Raw genomic sequence first — 19925 nt, 5'->3', positions numbered from 1 at the left:
ATGATAGACTATGCACGGGCGTTAAACCTGCTGATAACGCCGGCGTCCGCAATCTTTTAAATCAGGCGGCCCGCGTGCTGGCCACGTCCCGCCCGTGCGCCTGATCCATGATCTCGCCGATCCGCTCGCCGACGGCGACGGCGATCTCCATCGAGGCCGCCCCTTCCGAGTTCTGCCGGCAGATCCGGGTCAGGACGTCGGTCACGCGCTGCTCCATGACGCCGAGGATTGCCGCGGCCGCCTGGGGCTGGGCGCCGCGCAGGACCGCCGCGAGGTCGCAATAGGCGTCGTGAAGGAGCTGGAGCGTCAGCCGATCGACAGCCTGTTCATCCTCCGCCGACAAGGCCCGCATCACGCCCCTCTCCAACGTCCCACGCTCGACGCCACCGCAAGCCTTGCCCCGATGCGTTAACAAGGCGTGAAGATCGCGCGCAGCTGAAAGGGAGCGGCTAACCTTTCCGAGGTCGGCAGACGCTGCTCGACCGCAAGCGGGATGGAACTTGGCGGGTCCCGTACGGGTCAACACGGCAGGATCCCTCAGCGCGAGAGCTCTTCCATGCGCCGCCTCATCGCCACGCTCACCGCCGCGAGCCTCGGTCTCGCCGCGACGCCCGCCCTGGCCCAGGTGCAGCAGAACAATCCCAACGCCGCCAACCGATCCATGGAGACCAGCGGCCAGATGCGCGCCCTGCGCCAGGAGCAGACGACCCAGGGCAACACGCTGCGGATGGACATCCAGCGGAACCAGGCCGCGACGCCCGCACCGAATACCGGGCCGAACGCCATCGGCCCGACCGGGGGCACCGGCGTCATCGGCCGCTGAGCGGGCAGGCTGCGCCGGCCTACACGTCCGGCAGGGGCCGCCCCTTCACGACCACCCGCGGCCACCGCTCCAGGCCGATCGGCATCAGCACGGCGATCTGCGGCGGCACCGCGGCGTCGCCGAGCAGGCTCTCGAGGGAGATCCGGCAGGCCGCCTCGAGCTCGCCGCGCGTGCGCGCGCCGGAGGTCTTGATGTCGGCGATCAGGAGCGCCGCGATCTCGTGGGCAAAGGCGTCGCCGTCCAACATCCCGGACTCCCGCTCCGTGTCGAACCAGCATAGGCCCCCGCGGATCGTCCAGGCATCAGCACAGAATTGCGTATCCACATACCGATTGCGGATACGTTGTCGCGTTCCGATCGCGGTCACGGGTCGGCCGCCGCGCGCCGGCGGGCTTCGGAGCCACCGGGCCGTCGCCCGGCGGGTGACGTGGGCCGCGCGAAGGGCAGGCGCAGACCGGCGACCGCGGGGTAGATTGCCGGCAGCACCACAAGGGTGAGCAGGGTCGCCGAGATCAGTCCGCCGATCACCACGGTGGCGAGCGGCCGCTGCACCTCGGCGCCCGCGCTGGTGGACAGCGCCATCGGCAGGAAGCCCAGCGCCGCCACCAGGGCCGTCATCATCACCGGGCGCAGCCGCATCTCGGCCGCCCGCTTCGCCGCCTCCCGGCGTCCGAGGCCGGACGCCTCCAGGTCCCGAATGTAGCTCGTCAGCACGACGCCATTCAGGATCGCGATGCCGAAGGTCGCGATGAAGCCGATCGCCGCCGAGATCGAGAACGGCATGTCGCGCAGGGTCAGGGCCAGGATGCCGCCGGTGGCGGCCACCGGCACATTGAGGAAGATCAGCCCGGCGAGGCGGATGTCGCCGAACATCACCACCAGCAGGACCAGGATCGCCGCGAGCGCCGCGGGCACGACCACGGTCAGCCGGGCCGTCGCCTCCTGGAGGTTCTGGAACTGCCCGCTCCAGACCAGCGAGTAGCGCGGCGGCAGCTTGACCTGCTGGTCGACGGCGGCCTTGGCGGCGTCCACGAAGCTCTGAACGTCGCGGCCGCGGACATTCGCCTGCACGGAGATCCGCCGCTGCAGGCGCTCGCGGCTGATCTGCGCCGGGCCGGAGGCCACGTCCACGCTGGCGACCATCGACAGCGGCACCATCATGCGGCTGCCCGCTTCCCGGCCCGGATCGCCGGAGCCGGACCGGCCGATCGGCAAGGCGCGGATCCGCTCGATATCGCCGCGGTCGGCCGGATCCAGCCGCACCACGATCTCAGTGATCGAATTGTCGTCGCCGTAGACGACGCCGCTGGTGCGGCCGCCGATGCTCTCGACCATGTCGAGCACGTCCGACACGTTGATGCCGTAGCGGGCCGCCTTGGCGCGATCGACCTGGATCGTGAGTGCGGGCATGCCGGCCTGCGCCTCGGCTTTCACGTCCGCCGCCCCGTCGACCCCGGAGACCGTGCGCACGATGGCGTCGGCCGTATCCTTGAGGGTCTTCAGGTCGTCGCCGTAGAGGCTGATCGCCACGTCGCCGCGCACGCCCTCCAGCAGGTCGTCCATGCGCATCTGGATCGGCTGCGAGAAGGCGTAGGCGACCCCCGGCACCTCCTCCTTGAGGCGCTTGTCGAACGCCGCCACGAGGCCCTCCTGCGTCTCGGCGGTCTTCCACGTGGCCGGATCGGTGAGGGTGATGAAGCTGTCGGTCGATTCGACGCCCATCGGGTCGGTCGGGATCTCGGCGCTGCCGGTGAGCGAGACCACGCGCTTCACCTCTGGGAACGACTTCAGCACCCGCTCGATGCGGGTCACCGTGGCGAGCGAGGCCGAGAGATCGATGCCCGGCAGCTTCTCGGAGGTAATGACGATCGAGCCCTCCGACAGTTTCGGCAGGAACTCGCCGCCGAGCCGGGTCGCCAGCACGCAGGAGACCGCGAAGAGGGCGAGCGTCGCCAGCACCGTCACGAGGGCGTGCCGCTCGGCGGCCTTGAGCATCGGCGTGTAGGCGGCCCGCATCCAGTTGACGAGGCGCGTCTCGCGCTCGCCGACGCCGCGTCCGGCGAGAAAGATCGCGGCGAGCGCCGGCATCAGCGTCATGGTGACGATGAGCGAGCCGGAGAGCGCCAGGATGACGGTCAGCGCCATCGGCACGAACATCTTGCCGGCCACGCCCTCCAGCGCGAGGATCGGCACGTAGACCAGGATGATGATCGCCACCGCGAACATCACGGGCTTGGCCACCTCGGCGGCGGCGTCGCGGATCAGGTCCTGGGGCGGACGGTCCGGGTGCTCGCCGCGGGCGCGCAGGACGTTCTCGACCATCACCACGGCCCCGTCGACGATCAGGCCGAAATCGATGGCGCCGAGGCTCATCAGGTTGCCCGACAGGCCGAGCAGCCGCATGCCCGCGAAGGCCATCAGCATCGCGAGCGGGATCGCGGCCGCCACGATCAGCCCGGCGCGGAGGTTGCCGAGGAGCAGCAGCAGGACGACGATCACGAGCACCGCGCCTTCGAGGAGATTGTGCTCCACGGTGCGGATCGTGCGGTCTACGAGCGCGCTGCGGTCGTAGTAGGGCACGATCTCCATGCCCCGCGGCAATTGCGGGCGCAGGTCGTCGATCGTCTCCTTGACCTGCCCGACCACCGCGCTGGCATTCTCCCCGAGCTGCATCAGCGCGATGCCCACGACCGTCTCGCCCTGCGCGTCGTGCGTCACGGCCCCGAGCCGGACCTTCGGCGCCTCGACCACCTGGCCCAGCGTCCCGAGGGTGACCGGCACGCCGCCCGGCCCCGTATCGACCACGATGTTGGCGATGTCCTCCGGCCCCTTGGCGAGGCCGAGGCCGCGGATCGTCTCCTGCTGATCGTTGTGCTCGATATAGGCGCCCCCGCGAGCGGCGTTGTTGTCGGTCAGCGCCGTGAAGACCTGGGCGAGGCCGACGCCGTAGCGGCGGAGCGCATCGGCCGGGACCCGGACCTCGTAGGTCGGCATCTGGCCGCCGTAGATGTTCACGTCGGCGATGCCGGGGGTGAGCTTCAGCTTCGGCGCGATCGTCCATTGCAGGGTGCGGCGGAGCTGCATCGGCGTGTAGGCGGGCCCGCGCAGCTCGAACTGGTAGATCTCGCCGAGGCCGGTCGCCATCGGGCCCATCTGCGGGTCACCGACGCCCGCCGGCATCATGCCCTTGGCCGCCGGCAGCCGCTGGAACACCTGACTGCGCGCCTCGGTGATCGACATCCCGTCCGCGAAGGTGACGTAGACCGCTGAGACCCCGGCCCGCGACGTCGAGCGGATCCCGGTGAGGCTCGGCGCCCCCGCCATGGCGTTCTCCACCGGGGAGGTGACGAGGCGCTCGACCTCCAGCGCCCCGAGCCCCGGCGACAGGGTCAGGATCATCACCTGCTTGGGCGAGATGTCCGGCACCGCGTCGATCGACAGGCCTTCGAGGTTGGCCACGCCCCCCGCCGCCGCGGCGAGCGCGATCATCAGCACCAGGAACCGGCGGCGGACCAGGAGGGCGAACCACGACCGCATCGGGGGCCTCAATCCGTCGAGCCGAGCAGGCTGCGCAGCAGGATCGCCTTGAGCCCGAAGCTGCCCTTCGTCGCCACGCTCTCCCCGGCCGCGACGCCGCTCTGCACCTCGACCCAGTCGGAGCGCTGGATCCCGAGTTTCAGGGCGCGCCGCTCGAACCGATCCTCGGCCACGCGCACGAAGGCGATCGGCCCCTGCTCGGTCTGCTGGATCGCGGCGGCCGGGACCGTGACCCCGTCGCGGCCGAGATCCGCCGCCATCGTCACGGACACGAACATGTTGGCGCGCAGCAGATCGCCGGGGTTGTCGAGCTCGATCCGGGCGGGCGCCGTGTTGGTGTTCGGATCCAGGGCGGCGTTCACCGAGCGGACCCGGCCGTCGAGCGGAGCCTGACCCGGAACCGGGCTCTCCACGGAGGCGGTGTCGCCGGCCTTCACCCGCCCGAGATCGGGTCCGTAGAGGTTGGCCAGGACGAGGATGCGGGTCGGGTCGGCGACCGTGAAGGCGTCGCGGGTGGTGTCGACGACCTCGCCCAGGGTCACGCCGACGCTGATCACGACGCCCTGTATCGGGGTCACGACGGCGCTGGTACCCGGGGCCGCCCCCTCGGTCGGGGCGAGGCGCTGGTACTGCGCCCGGTACATCTCGGCGTTGGCCTGGGCCGATTTCACCGCGGCCTGCGCCTTGGCGAGATCGACCTGCCGCCGCTCCACCTCGGCCTGCGCGACGCCGCCGAACTTGAGCTGCTCCTGGCCGCGCTTGAGCTGCAGCGCCGCCACCGCCTCGGAGGCCTGCGCCTCGCCCAGCGAGGCCTGCGCGGCGAGATAGCCGTTGCGCGCGTCCAGGATGCCGGCGGCGTCGAGGGTCGCGAGGGTCTCGCCCGCCTGGACCCGGTCGCCGGGCTGGACCGCGAGGCTCAGCACCCGCCCCTGGGTGCGCGGCTTGAGATGGGTCACCCGACGCTCGTCGAAGGCGACGGTGCCGGGGACGCGCACCGGCAGCACGATCCGGCGGGTCTCGGCCGTCCCGAAGGCGAGGCCGATCCGCTTCTGCCCCGCCGCGTCGAGGGTGACGCGGTCGGGGTCGGCCGGCGCGGCTTCGGCCGCGCTGGTCACGTGCTGCGCCGCGGGCGCCAGCCCGAGCCGCTCGCGGAGCGCGTCCCGATAGACCCAGCCCGCCGCCGCGAGGAGGATAAGGACGAGGGCCAGCCAGACCCGCGCGCCGCCGCGGCGGCCGGCGTCNCCCGCGTCGGCGCGCCCGACGTTGCGGCGGTCGACGTCGCGGTCACCGGCATCCGTCTCGGCGGTCAGCGCCATGGGCACGCCCGCCGGGACTCCAGGCCACCGGCGGCTCCCCCGGCCCGCCGCGCGCGCGCGCTCGTGCCGCGCGCGCTCACGCGTCGAGGCCGGGCCGGAGCACGTCCTCGGTCACGAAGCGGCCGGTCTCGACCTCGCGGACCACGACCTCGTAGCCCGCGCCGCGCATCTCCTTGAGCCGGTCGAGGGTGACGTAGGTCCCGGTCTCGACGTCGTAGAGGCGGCTTCCGGCGTAGCGGTTGATCAGGCGCCGGGGGCGCCGCTTCCTAGGCATGCGCCCCCATCCGCGCGGGGGGCGTGCGGCCGCGAGGCGGGCAGGGGCGGCGGGATCGGGTCGGCATCGAGGGTATCCGGCAGGCGCGCAGTTCGGCATCCGAGCGGGGCGCCGGTACGCGATAGAGTCATTCCAATAAAGGGGGCCAAGCCGATGCGGTGCCATTAAATTCGGGTTCATGATGGCCCGCCCGGGGCGATTTGCGCGGCGAAGTCCGGCACAAGGGAAGCGCGTCGGTGACCCGCGTCGGGGCATCGGGGCGGGGCACGGACCGGAGCGGGGGCCGCGCGTGGCGAAGCTGCTGCTGATCGAGGACGATTCGGAGACGGCCGCGGACGTGCGCGCCGACCTGCGCGGGCGCGGCCACGACGTCGTCTGGGCCGCGACCGGACCGGACGGGGCCCGGGCGGCCCGGGACGGCGGCTGGGGCGCGATCATCCTCGACCGGATGCTGCCCGGACAGGACGGCCTGAGCGTGCTCCAGGATCTGCGCCGGGACGGGGACCGGACCCCGGCGCTGGTCCTGAGCGCGCTGGGCGACGTCGACGAGCGGATCCGCGGCCTGCGGGCCGGCGGCGACGACTACCTCGCCAAGCCCTTCGCGCTGGGCGAGCTCGCGGCGCGCATCGAGGCGCTGCTGCGGCGCCCGGTCGACAGCCGCGAGACCGTCCTGCACGTGGGCAGCCTCGCGATCGACCTGATCGCCGGCACGGGCCGGCGCGGCGCACGCGACCTGGAGCTGCTGCCGCGCGAGCTCAAGCTCCTCGAATATCTCATGCGCCGCCCCGGCCAGATCGTGACCCGGGCGATGCTGTTCGAGGAGGTCTGGAACTACCGGTTCACGCCCAAGTCCAACCTGATCGACGTCCATGTCGGGCGCCTGCGCCGGAAGCTGGAGGCGGCCGGCGAGCCGCCCCTGATCCACAGCGTGCGCGGCACCGGGTTCACCCTGTCGCCCGATGCTTGACCTGCCCCGCCCGGCGGACCTGTTCCGCTCCACGGCAATCCGTTGGGCGCTCGGCATCGCCCTGTGGTCGGCCCTGCTCGCCCTGGCGATGTTCGCCTTCGTCTACTGGCAGACGGCCGACTACCTGCGCGAGGAGCTCGCCGAGACCCTCCGGCTGGAGGTCCGGGCGGCCGCGGCCGATCCCGCCGCCGCGGCGACACGGGTCGACACGTGGATCGCGATGGACCTCCACGCCACCCATTACGGCGGCCTGTTCGCCCCGGACGGGGCGCGCCGGGCCGGCAATCTCGGGGCGATACCGGACCGTCTGGCGCGCGACGGCGATGCGTACCGGGTGAGCGCGACGGTCGACCTCGCCGGGCGCCGCCTTCAGGACGAGATCTGGGCGGCCGCGCTCGAGCTTCCCGACGGCAGCACCGTCGTGATCGCGCACGACACCGACGAGATCGACCGCGTGCGGGCCACGACCCTGCGCGCCCTGGGCCTCGGGCTCGTGCCGACGCTGGCGCTCGCGGCGCTCGGCGGCCTGCTGCTCACGAGCCGCGCCCGCCGCCGCCTCGCCGCCACGGAGGCCGCCGTGGCCGAGGTGATGCGCGGCGATCTCGGCAAGCGCCTGCCGGTCGGACCGCGGGACGACGAGTTCGACCGGCTGACCCGGACCGTGAACCGGATGCTCGACGAGATCGAGCACCTCATGGGCGAGGTCCGCAGCGTCGGCGACGCCGTCGCCCACGACCTGCGCACGCCGCTCACCCGCCTGCGCGCCCGGCTCGAGCGCACCCGCTCCCAGGCCCACACCGTGGCGGAATTCCGCGAGGCGATCGACCAGGGGCTCGCGTGGATCGACCAGACGCTCGCGATGGTCACCGCCGTCCTGCGGATCGGCGAGATGGAGGACGGCCGGCGGCGGGGCGCGTTCACGCGGGTCGATCTCGGCGAGGTGGTGGCCGTCGCGGTCGAGTTCCACGCGCCGCTGGCCGAGGAGAAGGACATCGACCTCGCGCTCACGGTGCCGCCCGGGCTGCACGCCGTCCACGGCGACCGCGACCTGTGCTTCGAGGCCTTCTCGAACCTCCTCGACAACGCCCTGAAATTCACGCCGCCCGGCGGTCGCGTCGCGGTCGGATTGCAGCGCACCGAGACCGCGATCGTCGCGACCGTCGCGGATACCGGCCCGGGGCTGCCGCCGGGGGAGCGCAGCCAGGTGTTCCGCCGCTTCTACCGCGCCGAGGCGGCGCGCCGGACCTCCGGCCACGGCCTGGGCCTGAGCCTTGTGGCGGCGATCGCCGACCTCCACGGCGCCCCCGTGACCATCGCCGAGGCGGCGGGCGGCGGCTGTCTGGTCACGCTGCGCTTCCCCCCGGCCGGCGCGGATACCGAGAGGTCTGCGGCGCGATGACCGCGGCGCGGAGGGTCGCCGTCCACCGCGATTCGCGTCCGCCGGCCTCGGCCGGAAAGCCGCGAAAGCCGCGGTTAAGGCTCTCCATGTCAGAGCGCGGCAACGAAGCGCCGGCCGCGGGGGACCGATGAACGTCTGGCGACGCGCCGCCCCGTGGCTCCGCTCGGCCCGCACCTGGATCGTCCTCGGGATCCTGGCCCCTTTGGGCATGGTCGTGACGTCCGGCCTGATGCTGGCCGACCTGCGGCGCGACGCCTGGGCCAGCGCGGACCAGACATCCTGGAACCTCCTGCAGGTTCTCGAACGCGACATCGCGCGCAACATCGAGATGTACGATCTCTCGATCCGCGCCGCCGTCGACAACCTGAAGTTTCCGGGCCTGACCGAGGCCGATCCGCGCCTGCGCCAGCTCATCCTGTTCGACCGCGCCGCGACCGCCCGCGACATGGGCGTGATGCTGATCCTGGACGAGCGGGGCGAGGTCGTCGCCGACATCGCGGCCATCCCGCCCCGCAAGGGCAACTACGCGGATCGCGAGTACTTCCAGGTCCACCAAGCGAGCGCCGGGCTCGGCCTCCACGTCGGGCGCCCGATCGTGTCGCGGCTGAACGGCGAGCGGATGCTGCCGTTCAGCCGCCGCATCGACAAGCCCGACGGCAGCTTCGGCGGCGTGGTTCTGGGCACCGTGAAGCTGTCCTACTTCACGCACCTGTTCAGCGAGATCGACCTCGGGCCGGGCGGGGCCATCAACCTGTACCTGACCGACGGCACGCGGATCATGCGCTATCCCTACGTGGAGGCCGATCTCGGGGCGAACATCGCGCAGGCGTCGACCTTCAGGCGGTTCCTGCGGGACGGGCGGGGCAGCTTCGTCAGCGCCTCCGTGCGCGATGGCGTCGAGCGGAGCTACACGTTCACGCGGATCGGGACCCTGCCGCTGATCCTGAACGTCGCCCTGTCCACCAAGGACGTGGAGGCGGAGTGGGCCGCGAAGGCGACGATCATCGGCGGCATCGTGCTGGCGCTGTGCGGCCTCACGATCGCGCTGTCGCTCCTGTTCGGGCGCGAGCTGCGCCGCCGCGAGGCGATGCGGGCCGAGATGGCCGCGCTGTCGCGCACCGACGCCCTGACCGGCCTGCCGAACCGCCGCTGCTTCGAGGACGCGCTCCGGCGGACCCTGGACGCGGCCCGGCGCGACGGCCAGCCCCTGTCGCTGCTCATCGTCGACGCGGACCATTTCAAGCGCTTCAACGACCGCTACGGGCACCCGGTGGGCGACGAGATCCTGCAGGGCTTGGCGCGCTGCCTCGCGGCGAGCGTGCACCGCCCCCAGGATCTCGTCAGCCGCATCGGCGGTGAGGAATTCACCCTGCTCCTGCCCGAGACGGACGAGGCCGGCGCCCTGCGGGTCGCCGACACGGTCCATGCCGAGGTGGCGAAGCTGACCGTCGAGTCGGCCGGGCTCGGGGCGGGGACCGTGACGGTGAGCATCGGGCTCGCCGCCGTGCGACCGGGCGGCGACCGGAGCGCGCCGCTGCCGGACCCGTACCGGCTGGCGGACGGCGCCCTGTACGAGGCCAAGAACGGCGGCCGCAATCAGACCCGCAGCGTCGCGCCGCCGCCCCCGCGGGGAGCCCTTCAATTGGTGCGGACGTCCTGACCCGCACGAAGGCGCGCTTTCGCGGAGCGCTTTGACGGAATCGACACGAAATCCGTGGTTTCCTGGGCGGGATGGCGGCCGGCCCGGAGAGGACCCGACGTCGTCGCGTCGGGACGAGGCGGGCGGGTAACGACCATCCGTGCCTCGGGCCGGCGGAGCGCGTGAGGATCCGGCGGGATCCGACTCGCAACCATAGGGTAACGAGGATGGACGACAGACGCGCCGCGCCCCGCAGACGGACCCTGCTCGAGGGCCATATCGAACTCGCCGGAGGCGGCGTGATCGACTGCACGATCCGCAACATATCGGACGGGGGGGCCCGCCTGAGGGTCGTCAGCGTGATCGGCGTGCCCGACGCGTTCGTGCTGTCCTACGGGGTCGGCGGTCAGCGGCGGCCGGCACGGGTCACGTGGCGCCAGGAAACCGAACTCGGGGTCGCGTTCGGCGACCTCTGAGGGCGGCGGCCGAGGCTTCCACGCCCACCCGTGTTGAGGGGCGGATCGGATGGGCGTGGAAGGCCAGCGTCCGGCTGGTGAGCAACCGATGCGCCGACAGGGTTAACGTTTCCTTACCGGGCCGCGGGGTCGGCGCGCCGGGCCTGGAGCGTCTCGGCGATCACCACGCCGGTCCGCAGCACGTGGCGATGGGCGACGGTCCCGGCCGCGGCGGCGTCCCGCGCGGCGAGGGCCCCGAACAGGTCCCGGTGTTCCCGGGCCGATTCCTCCCAGCGGCTGCCGCTGGAGAGCGCGCGCAGGCGGGCCCACTGGGCCCGGGCCTGGAGCGCCGCGTGGGCCTCCGCCAGCGGGCGGTTCCGGGCGGCCGTGACGATCGTCCGGTGGATCTCCTGGTTGAGGGCGAAATAGGCGTCGAGCGCTTGGTCCCGGTGCATCCGGTCGAGCTGCGCCTGCTTGCCGCGCAGGTCGTCCATCAGGGCTTCGGAGATCCGCGGCGCCGCGAGCTCCGCGGTCAGCCGCTCGATGCCGGCCAGGGCCTCGAACAGTTCGAGGATCTCCTCCGGCGTCCAGTCGGGGACGCGGGCGCTGCGGTTCTGGTGCAGCTCGACCAGCCCCTCCGCCGCCAGGAGCTTGAGGGCCTCCCGGAGCGGGGTTCGGGAGATCCCGAGCGCGACCGACAGGTCGGTCTCCACGAGGGTCGCGCCGGCCGGCAGCGCGCCGCGCACGATCATGTCCTTGAGCCGGGCCGCCGCCTGCTCGTGCAGCCCGGTCCGCGGCACCTGCGCGGCCGGGACGACCAGGGCCTTGCGGGGCCGGCCCCGGCGGCGTGCGACGACGTCCATCGATCCTCCCGTTCCACCACGCCAGCCTAGCGCGTCCGGCCGCCCGGTCGATGATCCATTTTTCGGCCTGTAACGCTGCCATATCATGCATTTGCGCAAATTGCATGCAACATGCAGAAAATGCCTTGTCGACGGTCCGAGCCTGTCGGATGCTCGGTGCATCGGGGATGGATGCGATGGAACGACCGAACCGCACGACGCGTCTGGGCATGCTGACGCCCTCGTCGAACAGCGTCCTCGAGCCGGCCACCGCCCACCTGCTGGCCGGCTGCGCGGGGGTGAGCGCGCACTTCGCCCGCTTCCGCGTGACGGAGATCGGCCTGTCGCCGGCGGCCCTGGACCAGTTCGACCCAGAGCCGATCCTGGCGGCGGCCGAATTGCTCGCCGATGCCCGGGTCGCCGCGATCCTGTGGAACGGCACCTCCGGCGCCTGGCTCGGCTTCGACGCGGACGAGCGCCTGAGCGCCGCGATCACCGACCGGACGGGATGCCCGGCCTCCACCGCCGCGCTCGCCTTCCGCGACCTGTTCCGCGCCCGGGGTTTCCGGCGGATCGGCCTCGTCACGCCCTATACCGGCGACGTCCAGCGGAGGATCCAGGCCAACTGGGGCGCGGCCGATTTCGACTGCGGCGCCGAGCGCCATCTCGGCCTGTCGGAGAACTTCGCCTTCGCGGAGGCCGGTCCCGAGGCCATCGCGGGCATGGTCCGGGCGGTGGCGGCCGAGGGCGTCGACGCGGTGGCGATCGTCTGCACGAATCTCGCGGGCGCCGCGCTCGCCCCGGCCCTGGAGGCCGAACTCGGCGTGCCGGTGGTCGATTCGGTGGCCGTCACCCTGTGGAAGGGCCTGGACCTCGCGGGCTGCCCGACCGCGCACCTCGCCGCCCACGGCCGCGCCTTCGCGGCGGGCGGGGAGGGCCGTCCGTGAGCGCCGGGACCACCCTGATCCTCGACGGGATCACCCAGCGCTACGGGTCGGCCCTCGCCGTCGACACCGTCACCCTCGACATCAGGGGCGGGGAGCTCGTCGCGCTGCTCGGGCCCTCGGGCTGCGGCAAGACCACCCTGCTGCGCGCGGTGGCGGGCTTCCTGAAGCCCACGGAGGGGCGCGTCATCATCGGCGGCCATGCGGTCGACCACCTGCCGCCGAACCGGCGCACCGTCGGCATCGTGTTCCAGAACTACGCCCTGTTCCCCCACATGAGCGTCGCCGACAACGTCGCCTACGGCCTCGCGGCCCGGGGGGTCGGGCGGGCCGAGCAGAGGGCGCGGGTGGCCGAGATGCTGGCGCTGGTGCGGCTGGAGCACCTCGCCGGGCGCTTCCCGCGGGAGATGTCGGGCGGCCAGCAGCAGCGCGTGGCGCTGGCCCGGGCGCTCGCCGTGCGCCCCTCGATCCTGCTCCTCGACGAGCCCTTCGCGGCCCTCGACAAGAACCTGCGCCTCGACATGCAGATCGAGATCAAGCGCATCCAGCGCAGCGCCGGCACCACCACGCTGATCGTCACGCACGACCAGGAGGAGGCCCTGTCGATGGCCGACCGGGTCGCCGTGCTCAATGCCGGCCGGCTGGAGCAGTTCGCGCCCCCCACCGACGTCTACGACCGCCCCGAGACGCTGTTCGTCAACACCTTCGTGGGCACGGCCAACGTCCTGCACGGGCGGCTCGCGACCGGGCCGGGCGGCGCCCGGGTGGTGGCCCTGGAGGCGGGCGGCCTGCTCCCGGCCGCCACCGCCCTGCCGGACGGGACCCGGGTCGCCGCCTGCCTGCGGCCCGAGCACGTCGCCTTCGCGGAGGAGGGGGCAGGGGCCGAGGACAGCCTCGACGGCGTGGTCGAGATCGGCCTGCCGCTCGGCGCCACCCTGGTCCACGAGATCCGGCTCGACGGCGGCGCACGCCTGAAGACCGCCGAGCCGCGCGCGGCGGGCGCCCGGCCCCGGCCGCCCGGCACCCGCGTGCGCCTGAGCCCGACCGCCCCCGAGCGGGTCAGCGTCTTCCCCGATCCCCGCCACTGAGGCCGCGCCAGTCGATACCGAGCCCGTCGACACCGAGCCTGCCGACACCGAGCCAGGAGAGCCGACCATGACCCTGCACCGCCGCAGCCTCCTCGCCGGCGCCCTGACCCTCGGCGCCGCCCAGGCTTTCCCGGGCCTGTCCCGCGCGCAGGCGCGCAAGCTCGTCTTCGCGACCTTCACGGGCAGCTGGGAGGAGGCGCACCGGGCGGTGCTGGTGCCGCCCTTCCGCAAGAGCTCGGGCGGCGACGTCATCCTCGATCCGATGCTGTCGGTCGACCAGATCGCCAAGGTCCAGGCCGCCCGCGCCAACCCGCCGATCGACGTGATGCTGCACGATCCGGGCCCCGCGCTCACGGCCATCGCCCAGGACCTCGTCGAGCCCTATCCGGTCGCCCAGTCGGCCCATTACGGCGACCTGATCGCGGACGCGCAGGAGCCGATGGGCCCGGCCCCGTTCTTCCAGATCGTCGGCCTGACCTACAATCCCGAGAAGGTGAAGACCCCGCCGACCTCGTGGGCCGACCTGTGGAAGCCCGAATTCAAGGGCCGGGTCGGCATCACCAACCTGAACTCGACCCTGGGCACCGGCTTCCTCGTGGAGATCGCCCGGATGCATGGCGGCTCGGAGACTGACGTCGAGCCGGGCTTCAAGGCGTTGGAGGCGCTCAAGCCGAACCTCGCCGCCGTCGCGGCCAATCCGGGCGCCCTGGCGGCCCTCTATCAGCAGGAGCAGGTCGATATCGGGCCGGGCAATTTCAACGCGATCCAGATCCTGAAGGCCCGGGGCGTGCCGGTGGAGTTCGCGGCGCCCAAGGAGGGCATCATCGCCTTCAAGACGACGATCCACATCGTCAAGAACACGCCCGTGAAGGAGCTGGCCTTCAAGCTGATCGAGGCCGCCCTGTCGCCGGAGGTGCAGGCCAAGCTGATGCAGAGCCCCTACCTGATCGTGCCGACCAACCGGAAGGTCGCGATCGAGGGCGAGGTCGCGAAGGTCCTGGCGAAGGACGCCGACGAGCTGAACCGCAAGTCGGTGTTCCAGGACTGGGCCGCGATCAACCGCGGCCGCCCGGCCTGGATCGAGCGCTTCAACCGCGAGATCCGGGTGTGAGCGCCGGCCCGGCCATGGCGGCGGCGGGCCCGGTCGCGGCGCCCCTGCGCCCGGGCCGCGCCTGGACGGCGGCCTACGACATCCGGCTCGCGCTGCCGCTCGGGGGGTTCTTCCTCGTCTTCTTCCTGGCGCCGCTGGCGCTGCTGGTGCTGGTCAGCTTCTACGCCGATCCGGCCATGACCCGGTTCGGCCTCGACCAGTACGCCCGGTTCCTGCTGGACCCGTTCTCCCTGCGGGTGCTCGCCGCGACCCTGTGGCTCGGCGTCGAGGTCACGGCGCTCACCCTCCTGCTCGGCCTGCCGCTGGCGCTGCTCCTGACCTGGGCGCCCGGCCGGCTGCGCGGCCTGCTGACCCTGATCGTGCTGCTGCCGCTGCTCACGAGCGTGGTGGTGCGGACCTTCGCGTGGATCGTGATCCTCGGGCGCCAGGGCATCGTCAACGCCGCGCTCCTCGGCCTCGGGCTCACCGACACGCCGCTGAAGCTCCTCTACACCGAGGGCGGCCTCGTCCTGGCGCTGGCGCAGGTGCAGATGCCCCTGATGGTCCTGCCGCTGGTCACCGCCCTGTCGCGGATCGACCCGAACCTCGCCGACGCCTCGGCGGCGCTGGGGGCGGGGGCGTGGCGCACCTTCCTCCGGGTGACGCTGCCGCTCTGCCTGCCCGGCATCGTGGCGGGCTGCCTGCTGACCTTCGCGGCGGCGATCACCGCCTTCATCACCCAGTCGCTGATCGGCGGCGGGCAGATGCTGTTCATGCCCATGTACCTGTACCAGCAGGCCTCCTCGCTCAACAACTGGCCGTTCGCGGCGGCGATCGCGATCGTCTTCCTCGTGGCGGTCCTCGCCTGCGTCACGCTCCTCAACCTCGTGGGCCGCCTGTCGCGCGGCCGCGCGCGGGCCTGAGGTCACCCGGAGGTCACCATGCGGACGAGCCTGCGGCGCGACTTCGACTGGTTCAGCTTCCACGGCGCCGTGCTGCTGCTCGCCGGGCTCTGCCTCGTCCTGCTGGCGGCGCCGACCGTGATCGTCGTGGTCGTGTCGTTCACCAGCGGCTTCTCCCTGCGCTTCCCGCCGCCCGGCTACTCCCTGCGCTGGTACGCGGCGCTCGCGGAGGCCGAGCAGCTGCAGGCCGCCGCCTGGAACAGCCTCGTGGTGGCGGGCTGGACGACCCTCCTGTCGGCGGTGCTGGGCACCGCGGCGGCGCTCGCCATCGCCCGGTCGCCGCTCCTCTCCGCGCGGCTCCTCGACAGCCTGTTCCTGTCGCCCCTCGTCCTGCCGGCCCTGGCCTTCGGGCTCGCCGCCCTGATGCTGTTCAGCGTCGCCGGGATCCCGGTCTCGCCGCTGACCCTGATCCTCGGCCACACCGTGGTCTGCGTGCCCTTCGTGGTCCGCACCACGGTCGCGGCCCTGTCGCAGATGGACCCGGTGCTCCTCGAGAGCTCGACCTCCCTCGGCGCCTCGCGCCTCACCACGTTCCGCCGGGTGACCCTGCCGCTGATCCGGCCCGGGATCCTGGCGGGGGGGTTCATCGCCTTCATGGCGAGCTTCGACAACGTCCCGGTCTCGCTGTTCCTGCGCGACGCCGCCACCGACATGCTGCCGATCCGGATGTGGCAGGACCTGGAGGGCCGCCTCGACGTCACGGTGGCGGCGGCCTCCAGCCTGCTGATCCTCGTGACCGTGGTGCTCGCCGCCGTGATGGAGCGGGCCGCCGGCCTGTCCCGCCGGATGGCGGGCTGAAGCACCCGGAGCCCTCGCATGCGGATCCTGCTCCTCAACCCCAACACCTCGGCGGCGATGACCGCGCGCATGGCGCGGGCCGCCGCGGCGGCGCTCGCCCCCGACGCGCACATCACCGCGCTCACCGCGGCGACGGGCCTGCCCTACATCGCGAGCCGGGCCGAGGCGCAGCTCGCCGGCGCGGCGGTGCTGGAGACGCTGGCCGCGCACCAGTCCGGCCACGACGCCGCGGTGATCGCGGCCTACGGCGATCCCGGGCTGGTCGCCGCGCGGGAGCTGTTCGACCTGCCGGTGGTCGGCATGGCCGAGGCCGCGATGCTGACCGCCTGCCAGCTCGGGGCGCGGTTCGCGATCGTCACCTTCGCGCCCGCCCTGCTGCCCTGGTACGAGGACGCGGTGGCCCTGGCCGGCCTGTCGGCCCGCTGCGCCGGCCTCCACGCGGTGCGCCGCCCGTTCGCGGCGGTGACCGAGGCGCAGGAGGAATTGCGGCCCGAGATCCTGGCCCTGGCCGAGCGGGCGGTCGGGGCGGGGGCCGACGTCGTGATCCTGGCCGGGGCGCCGCTCGCCGGCCTCGCCACGACCCTGCGGGACGCGGTGCCGGTGCCGCTCGTCGACCCGCTGGCGGCCGCCCTGGGCCAGGCGCAGGCCCTAGTGCGGCTCGGGACGCGGCCGCCGCGGGCCGGCCGCTTCGCGCGGCCCCCCGCGAAACCGGCCACCGGCCTGTCGGGGCCGCTCGCCCGCTGGATCGCGCATCGCGAGGAGGCGTCATGACCCGGATCGACGCGAACGGCCCGCTCTGGACCCTCCCGGCCACGGCCCTGTGCCGCCGCTACGCCGCCCTAGTGCGGCTCGGGACGCGGCCGCCGCGGGCCGGCCGCTTCGCGCGGCCCCCCGCGAAACCGGCCACCGGCCTGTCGGGGCCGCTCGCCCGCTGGATCGCGCATCGCGAGGAGGCGTCATGACCCGGATCGACGCGAACGGCCCGCTCTGGACCCTCCCGGCCACGGCCCTGTGCCGCCGCTACGCCGCCGGGACCGCGAGCCCCGTGACGGCCGCCCGCGCCTGCCTGGAGCGGGCGGAGGCCGTGAACCCCGCGCTCAACGCCCTCGTCGCCGTCGATCCCGAGGGCGCGGAGCGCGCCGCCGCGGCGAGCGCGGCGCGCTGGCGGGCCGGGAGACCGCTCGGCCCCCTCGACGGCGTGCCGCTGACCGTCAAGGACAGCCTGAACGTCGCCGGGTTCGCGACCGGCTGGGGCAGCCGGCTCTACGCGGGGCAGGGGGAAGCGCGCGCGCTCGACCGGGACGAGACGCCGGTGGCCCGCCTGCGCGCGGCCGGGGCGGTGATCCTGGGCAAGACCAACGTCCCGGAACTGACCGTCCAGGGCTACACCGGCAACCCGGTCCACGGCGTCACCCGCAACCCCTGGGATCCGGCACTGACCCCGGGTGGCTCCAGCGGCGGCGCCGTCGCGGCGGTCGCCTCCGGGATCGGGCCGCTGGCGCTCGGGACCGACGCGGGCGGCTCGATCCGCCGCCCCGCCTCCCATACCGGCCTCGTCGGCCTGAAGCCCACGGCCGGCCGGGTGCCGCGGACCGGTGGCCTGCCGCCGATCATGCTCGACCTCGAGGTGGTCGGGCCGATGGCGCGCACCGTCGACGACCTCGCGGCGGCGATGCGGGTGCTCGGGGCGGCCGACCCGGATTCCGTCGCGCCGCACGGTTTCGGCCCGTTCGGGAGCGCCGCGGTGCCGGAGCGCCCGCTGCGGATCCTGCACGTCCCGACCTTCGGGACGGCCCCGGTCGATCCCGCGATCGCCGACAGCGTCGCCGAGGCGGCCGGGCGCCTCGCCGGCCTCGGCCACCGGGTCATGACCGGCCGATTCGACGCGGCGACGGCCGTCACGGAGGCGTGGCCGGTCCTCGGCCAGGCCGGCATCGCGTGGCTGATGCGCGCGCATCCGGGCCGGCTCGACGATCTGGGCCCCGACATCCGCGCCCTGGCGGAGGCCGGGGCGGCCCTCTCGGCGGCCGACCTGCTCGACGTGCAGCGGATGGCGCTGGCGCTGCGCCAGGACCTCGCGGCGCTGTTCGCCGAGCACGACCTGCTGATGACCCCCGCGGCGGCGGCGCTGCCCTGGCGGGCCGAGGAGACCCATCCGCCGCGCATCGCCGGGGTGCCGGTGGGCCCCCGCGGCTCGGCGACGTTCACGGGCTTCGTCAACGCCGCGGGCTGTCCGGGGATCTCGATTCCCTGCCGCCCCTCGGGCGCCGGGCTGCCGGTCGGGTTCCAGCTCGTGGCGCCCTGGGGCGGCGACGAGACCTTGGTGGCGGTGGCGGCGGCCTACGAGGCGGCCCATCCCTGGCGGATGCTCTGGGAGGACGGGGCGCCGTGACCGGCCTGTCGCTCCACGCCGTCGACGCCGCCGCGGGCCGGCCGGCCGAGGGGATGCGCGTGCGCGTCCTGCGGGCCGGGGGGAGGCGGCGGGTGATCGCGGAAGGCCGCCTCGGGGCGGACGGGACCCTCGACCATCCGGTCGTGCGGACGCGGCTCGCCGCCGGCCTCTACGAGGTCGTGTTCGTCATCGGCGACGTCGTCGGGGCGGCGGGGGAGGGGTTCCTCGAGGAGGCCGCGATCCGCTTCCGGATCGACGACCCCGATCGCCACTGCCACCTGCCGCTGAAGTTCACCGCCTTCGGCGTCGCGCTGTTCCGCGGCTGCTGAGCGGCGGTATGCTCCGCCCTCGGACCCGGCCCTGCGACGGCGCGGCGCTGCCGCCGCCCGCCCCCGCGCGGTGACCGGAGCTTCGGGAGGGCCTAGACTCGCGCCCGATCGCGGCGCGCGCAGGAGGAGGCCGATGCGGGTTCAGGCGATGACGATCCCGGCCCTGGCCGGGCGCGCGACGCGCGGCGCCCCTCCGGCGCGGCGGATGCTGGCCGCGCTGACGATCCTCGCGCTTCCGCTGGCCTGGGTCGCGGCCGGGCGGGCCCCCGCCGCGCCCGTCGACCCCGATCTGGTGCGGGTGATCCGCTTCATGGCGCTGCTCAAGGGCGGCTTCGCCCTGGCGGCGCTGGCCGGCTGCTTCTGGCGCCTCGGCCGGCCCGCCGGATGGCGCAGCGCCGTCTACGTGGCCGGACCGCCGCTCATGGCGCTCGGGGCGGCCGGATTGTGGTCCCTGCGCGATCCGGGCCTCGCGGCGCTCGGCCTGCATCTCGGCCTATTCGCAATTCTCGCGGCGGCGCTGACCGACCGCGAGGCCCTGCCCGACCGGCCCCGCGCGGCGCGCCGTCAGATCGTCTCGTAGGCGAACAGGACCGCGATCAGCGTCAGGCCGATCAGCCCGATGACGAAGCAGATGTCGGCGCAGCGCTCCAGCCTGGCCGGGAGGTCGCCGCCGTCGCCCAGGCGGATCGACAAGTAGGACGCGATCGCGCTGACCAGGAACAGGATCGCCGTCAGGGCGGCGGCCTCGTCGACGTGGCTCGGCCCGATCCAGCCCTCGGCGATCTTCACGAGACCGATCAGCGTGGTGCAGACGCCGACCATCGTGCCGGCATTGGGGAGGATGTGGCGCGATAGGCTATCCTCGCCGGAACCGGTGGCCTTCCGCCTTTCGGCCATGCGCTCCTCGTACAGCTCCGCGCCGGCCGATCACCCCCTATACCGCGCCCGTGGAGGTTCGTCATGAAGCGCCCGCTCACCACCAGCTTCTCCGCGCCGCCGCCGGAGCAGGCCCGCCCGCCCGAAGCGGCGCCCGCGGCGGCGTCCTGGCGCGACGTCGCCCCGCTCGCGGC

Annotated in this window: 22 protein-coding genes; 15 read left to right on the top strand and 7 right to left on the bottom strand. The window is 73.4% G+C overall.

Going from position 1 to position 19925, the window contains the following annotated elements:
• Positions 1-61 precede the first annotated feature (61 nt).
• Positions 62-352, bottom strand: a complete 291-nt coding sequence (locus MOTC310_RS23615) for a hypothetical protein (RefSeq protein ID WP_331303506.1) — start codon at positions 350-352, stop codon at positions 62-64.
• A gap of 204 nt (positions 353-556) precedes the next feature.
• Here MOTC310_RS23615 and MOTC310_RS23610 point away from each other — a divergent pair, with 204 nt between their 5' ends.
• Positions 557-823, top strand: coding sequence for a hypothetical protein (locus MOTC310_RS23610; protein ID WP_331303505.1), 267 nt, complete (start codon positions 557-559; stop codon positions 821-823).
• 19 nt (positions 824-842) lie between these two features.
• Here MOTC310_RS23610 and MOTC310_RS23605 read toward each other — a convergent pair whose 3' ends face one another.
• The 4 genes from MOTC310_RS23605 to MOTC310_RS23590 all read right to left on the bottom strand — a co-directional run bounded on the left by MOTC310_RS23605 (position 843) and on the right by MOTC310_RS23590 (position 5950).
• On the bottom strand, positions 843-1070 hold the full coding sequence (locus MOTC310_RS23605; protein WP_331291340.1) for a hypothetical protein: 228 nt from the start codon (positions 1068-1070) through the stop codon (positions 843-845).
• Between the two features lie 116 nt (positions 1071-1186).
• Complete coding sequence (locus MOTC310_RS23600; protein ID WP_331303504.1) at positions 1187-4360, bottom strand: efflux RND transporter permease subunit; 3174 nt, start codon at positions 4358-4360, stop codon at positions 1187-1189.
• Positions 4361-4368: 8 nt separating this feature from the next.
• Positions 4369-5676 (bottom strand): efflux RND transporter periplasmic adaptor subunit, encoded by a 1308-nt coding sequence (locus MOTC310_RS23595; protein WP_331303503.1) that lies wholly within the window; start codon positions 5674-5676, stop codon positions 4369-4371.
• A gap of 76 nt (positions 5677-5752) precedes the next feature.
• Positions 5753-5950, bottom strand: coding sequence for a polyhydroxyalkanoate synthesis regulator DNA-binding domain-containing protein (locus MOTC310_RS23590; protein WP_012318231.1), 198 nt, complete (start codon positions 5948-5950; stop codon positions 5753-5755).
• Positions 5951-6239: 289 nt separating this feature from the next.
• Here MOTC310_RS23590 and MOTC310_RS23585 point away from each other — a divergent pair, with 289 nt between their 5' ends.
• The 4 genes from MOTC310_RS23585 (at position 6240) to MOTC310_RS23570 (ending at position 10431) form a co-directional block, all read left to right on the top strand.
• Positions 6240-6917, top strand: coding sequence for a response regulator transcription factor (locus MOTC310_RS23585; protein WP_331303502.1), 678 nt, complete (start codon positions 6240-6242; stop codon positions 6915-6917).
• Positions 6910-8316, top strand: a complete 1407-nt coding sequence (locus tag MOTC310_RS23580; protein WP_331303501.1) for a HAMP domain-containing sensor histidine kinase — start codon at positions 6910-6912, stop codon at positions 8314-8316. Before MOTC310_RS23585 ends, MOTC310_RS23580 begins: the two co-directional genes overlap by 8 nt.
• Before the next feature lie 127 nt (positions 8317-8443).
• Complete coding sequence (locus tag MOTC310_RS23575; RefSeq protein WP_331303500.1) at positions 8444-9976, top strand: GGDEF domain-containing protein; 1533 nt, start codon at positions 8444-8446, stop codon at positions 9974-9976.
• A 206-nt stretch (positions 9977-10182) separates the two neighbouring features.
• Entirely contained in the window at positions 10183-10431 is a 249-nt protein-coding gene (locus MOTC310_RS23570; RefSeq protein WP_331303499.1) for a PilZ domain-containing protein, read from the top strand.
• 113 nt (positions 10432-10544) lie between these two features.
• Here the strand turns inward: MOTC310_RS23570 and MOTC310_RS23565 are convergent, their stop codons facing one another.
• On the bottom strand, positions 10545-11273 hold the full coding sequence (locus MOTC310_RS23565; RefSeq protein WP_331291350.1) for a GntR family transcriptional regulator: 729 nt from the start codon (positions 11271-11273) through the stop codon (positions 10545-10547).
• A gap of 176 nt (positions 11274-11449) precedes the next feature.
• Between MOTC310_RS23565 and MOTC310_RS23560 the strand changes: the two genes are divergently transcribed.
• From MOTC310_RS23560 to MOTC310_RS23515, 10 genes are all read left to right on the top strand, one after another.
• Positions 11450-12199: a maleate cis-trans isomerase family protein gene (locus MOTC310_RS23560; protein ID WP_473753943.1), complete on the top strand. Its 750-nt coding sequence runs from the start codon at positions 11450-11452 to the stop codon at positions 12197-12199.
• Complete coding sequence (locus MOTC310_RS23555; RefSeq protein ID WP_331303497.1) at positions 12196-13284, top strand: ABC transporter ATP-binding protein; 1089 nt, start codon at positions 12196-12198, stop codon at positions 13282-13284. The genes MOTC310_RS23560 and MOTC310_RS23555 overlap by 4 nt, the downstream gene beginning before the upstream one ends.
• 67 nt (positions 13285-13351) lie before the next feature.
• Positions 13352-14395 (top strand): ABC transporter substrate-binding protein, encoded by a 1044-nt coding sequence (locus MOTC310_RS23550; protein WP_331303496.1) that lies wholly within the window; start codon positions 13352-13354, stop codon positions 14393-14395.
• Positions 14392-15297 carry an ABC transporter permease gene (locus MOTC310_RS23545; protein ID WP_331303495.1) on the top strand — a complete coding sequence of 302 codons (906 nt, stop codon included), beginning with the start codon at positions 14392-14394 and terminating at the stop codon, positions 15295-15297. Before MOTC310_RS23550 ends, MOTC310_RS23545 begins: the two co-directional genes overlap by 4 nt.
• A gap of 18 nt (positions 15298-15315) precedes the next feature.
• Positions 15316-16134 carry an ABC transporter permease gene (locus MOTC310_RS23540; RefSeq protein WP_331303494.1) on the top strand — a complete coding sequence of 273 codons (819 nt, stop codon included), beginning with the start codon at positions 15316-15318 and terminating at the stop codon, positions 16132-16134.
• An 18-nt stretch (positions 16135-16152) separates the two neighbouring features.
• Entirely contained in the window at positions 16153-16905 is a 753-nt protein-coding gene (locus MOTC310_RS23535) for an aspartate/glutamate racemase family protein (RefSeq protein ID WP_331303493.1), read from the top strand.
• A complete protein-coding gene (locus MOTC310_RS23530; RefSeq protein ID WP_331303492.1) occupies positions 16902-17096 on the top strand; it encodes a hypothetical protein in 195 nt (64 codons plus the stop codon). Before MOTC310_RS23535 ends, MOTC310_RS23530 begins: the two co-directional genes overlap by 4 nt.
• Positions 17093-18526 (top strand): amidase, encoded by a 1434-nt coding sequence (locus tag MOTC310_RS23525; protein WP_331303491.1) that lies wholly within the window; start codon positions 17093-17095, stop codon positions 18524-18526. Before MOTC310_RS23530 ends, MOTC310_RS23525 begins: the two co-directional genes overlap by 4 nt.
• Positions 18523-18855 (top strand): hydroxyisourate hydrolase, encoded by a 333-nt coding sequence (locus tag MOTC310_RS23520; RefSeq protein WP_331291359.1) that lies wholly within the window; start codon positions 18523-18525, stop codon positions 18853-18855. The genes MOTC310_RS23525 and MOTC310_RS23520 overlap by 4 nt, the downstream gene beginning before the upstream one ends.
• 133 nt (positions 18856-18988) lie before the next feature.
• Positions 18989-19435 (top strand): hypothetical protein, encoded by a 447-nt coding sequence (locus MOTC310_RS23515; RefSeq protein ID WP_331303490.1) that lies wholly within the window; start codon positions 18989-18991, stop codon positions 19433-19435.
• Here the strand turns inward: MOTC310_RS23515 and MOTC310_RS23510 are convergent.
• Positions 19420-19752, bottom strand: a complete 333-nt coding sequence (locus tag MOTC310_RS23510; protein WP_331303489.1) for a hypothetical protein — start codon at positions 19750-19752, stop codon at positions 19420-19422. The genes MOTC310_RS23515 and MOTC310_RS23510 overlap by 16 nt on opposite strands.
• Positions 19753-19925: the final 173 nt, after the last annotated feature.

The sequence above is a fragment of the Methylobacterium oryzae genome (assembly GCF_036441375.1).
Lineage (GTDB): Bacteria > Pseudomonadota > Alphaproteobacteria > Rhizobiales > Beijerinckiaceae > Methylobacterium > Methylobacterium oryzae_A.
Note: the sequence above shows the minus strand (reverse complement) of the source record. Positions and strands in the feature narration are given on the sequence as shown.

What these genes read in the sequence shown, in the direction of transcription:
- MOTC310_RS23615 (WP_331303506.1), bottom strand. Translation starts at nt 352, where the DNA reads ATGCGGGCCTTGTCGGCGGAGGATGAACAGGCTGTCGATCGGCTGACG.
- MOTC310_RS23610 (WP_331303505.1), top strand. Translation starts at nt 557, where the DNA reads ATGCGCCGCCTCATCGCCACGCTCACCGCCGCGAGCCTCGGTCTCGCC.
- MOTC310_RS23605 (WP_331291340.1), bottom strand. Translation starts at nt 1,070, where the DNA reads ATGTTGGACGGCGACGCCTTTGCCCACGAGATCGCGGCGCTCCTGATC.
- MOTC310_RS23600 (WP_331303504.1), bottom strand. Translation starts at nt 4,360, where the DNA reads ATGCGGTCGTGGTTCGCCCTCCTGGTCCGCCGCCGGTTCCTGGTGCTG.
- MOTC310_RS23590 (WP_012318231.1), bottom strand. Translation starts at nt 5,950, where the DNA reads ATGCCTAGGAAGCGGCGCCCCCGGCGCCTGATCAACCGCTACGCCGGA.
- MOTC310_RS23580 (WP_331303501.1), top strand. Translation starts at nt 6,910, where the DNA reads ATGCTTGACCTGCCCCGCCCGGCGGACCTGTTCCGCTCCACGGCAATC.
- MOTC310_RS23575 (WP_331303500.1), top strand. Translation starts at nt 8,444, where the DNA reads ATGAACGTCTGGCGACGCGCCGCCCCGTGGCTCCGCTCGGCCCGCACC.
- MOTC310_RS23570 (WP_331303499.1), top strand. Translation starts at nt 10,183, where the DNA reads ATGGACGACAGACGCGCCGCGCCCCGCAGACGGACCCTGCTCGAGGGC.
- MOTC310_RS23565 (WP_331291350.1), bottom strand. Translation starts at nt 11,273, where the DNA reads ATGGACGTCGTCGCACGCCGCCGGGGCCGGCCCCGCAAGGCCCTGGTC.
- MOTC310_RS23560 (WP_473753943.1), top strand. Translation starts at nt 11,450, where the DNA reads ATGGAACGACCGAACCGCACGACGCGTCTGGGCATGCTGACGCCCTCG.
- MOTC310_RS23550 (WP_331303496.1), top strand. Translation starts at nt 13,352, where the DNA reads ATGACCCTGCACCGCCGCAGCCTCCTCGCCGGCGCCCTGACCCTCGGC.
- MOTC310_RS23540 (WP_331303494.1), top strand. Translation starts at nt 15,316, where the DNA reads ATGCGGACGAGCCTGCGGCGCGACTTCGACTGGTTCAGCTTCCACGGC.
- MOTC310_RS23535 (WP_331303493.1), top strand. Translation starts at nt 16,153, where the DNA reads ATGCGGATCCTGCTCCTCAACCCCAACACCTCGGCGGCGATGACCGCG.
- MOTC310_RS23530 (WP_331303492.1), top strand. Translation starts at nt 16,902, where the DNA reads ATGACCCGGATCGACGCGAACGGCCCGCTCTGGACCCTCCCGGCCACG.
- MOTC310_RS23525 (WP_331303491.1), top strand. Translation starts at nt 17,093, where the DNA reads ATGACCCGGATCGACGCGAACGGCCCGCTCTGGACCCTCCCGGCCACG.
- MOTC310_RS23515 (WP_331303490.1), top strand. Translation starts at nt 18,989, where the DNA reads ATGCGGGTTCAGGCGATGACGATCCCGGCCCTGGCCGGGCGCGCGACG.
- MOTC310_RS23510 (WP_331303489.1), bottom strand. Translation starts at nt 19,752, where the DNA reads ATGGCCGAAAGGCGGAAGGCCACCGGTTCCGGCGAGGATAGCCTATCG.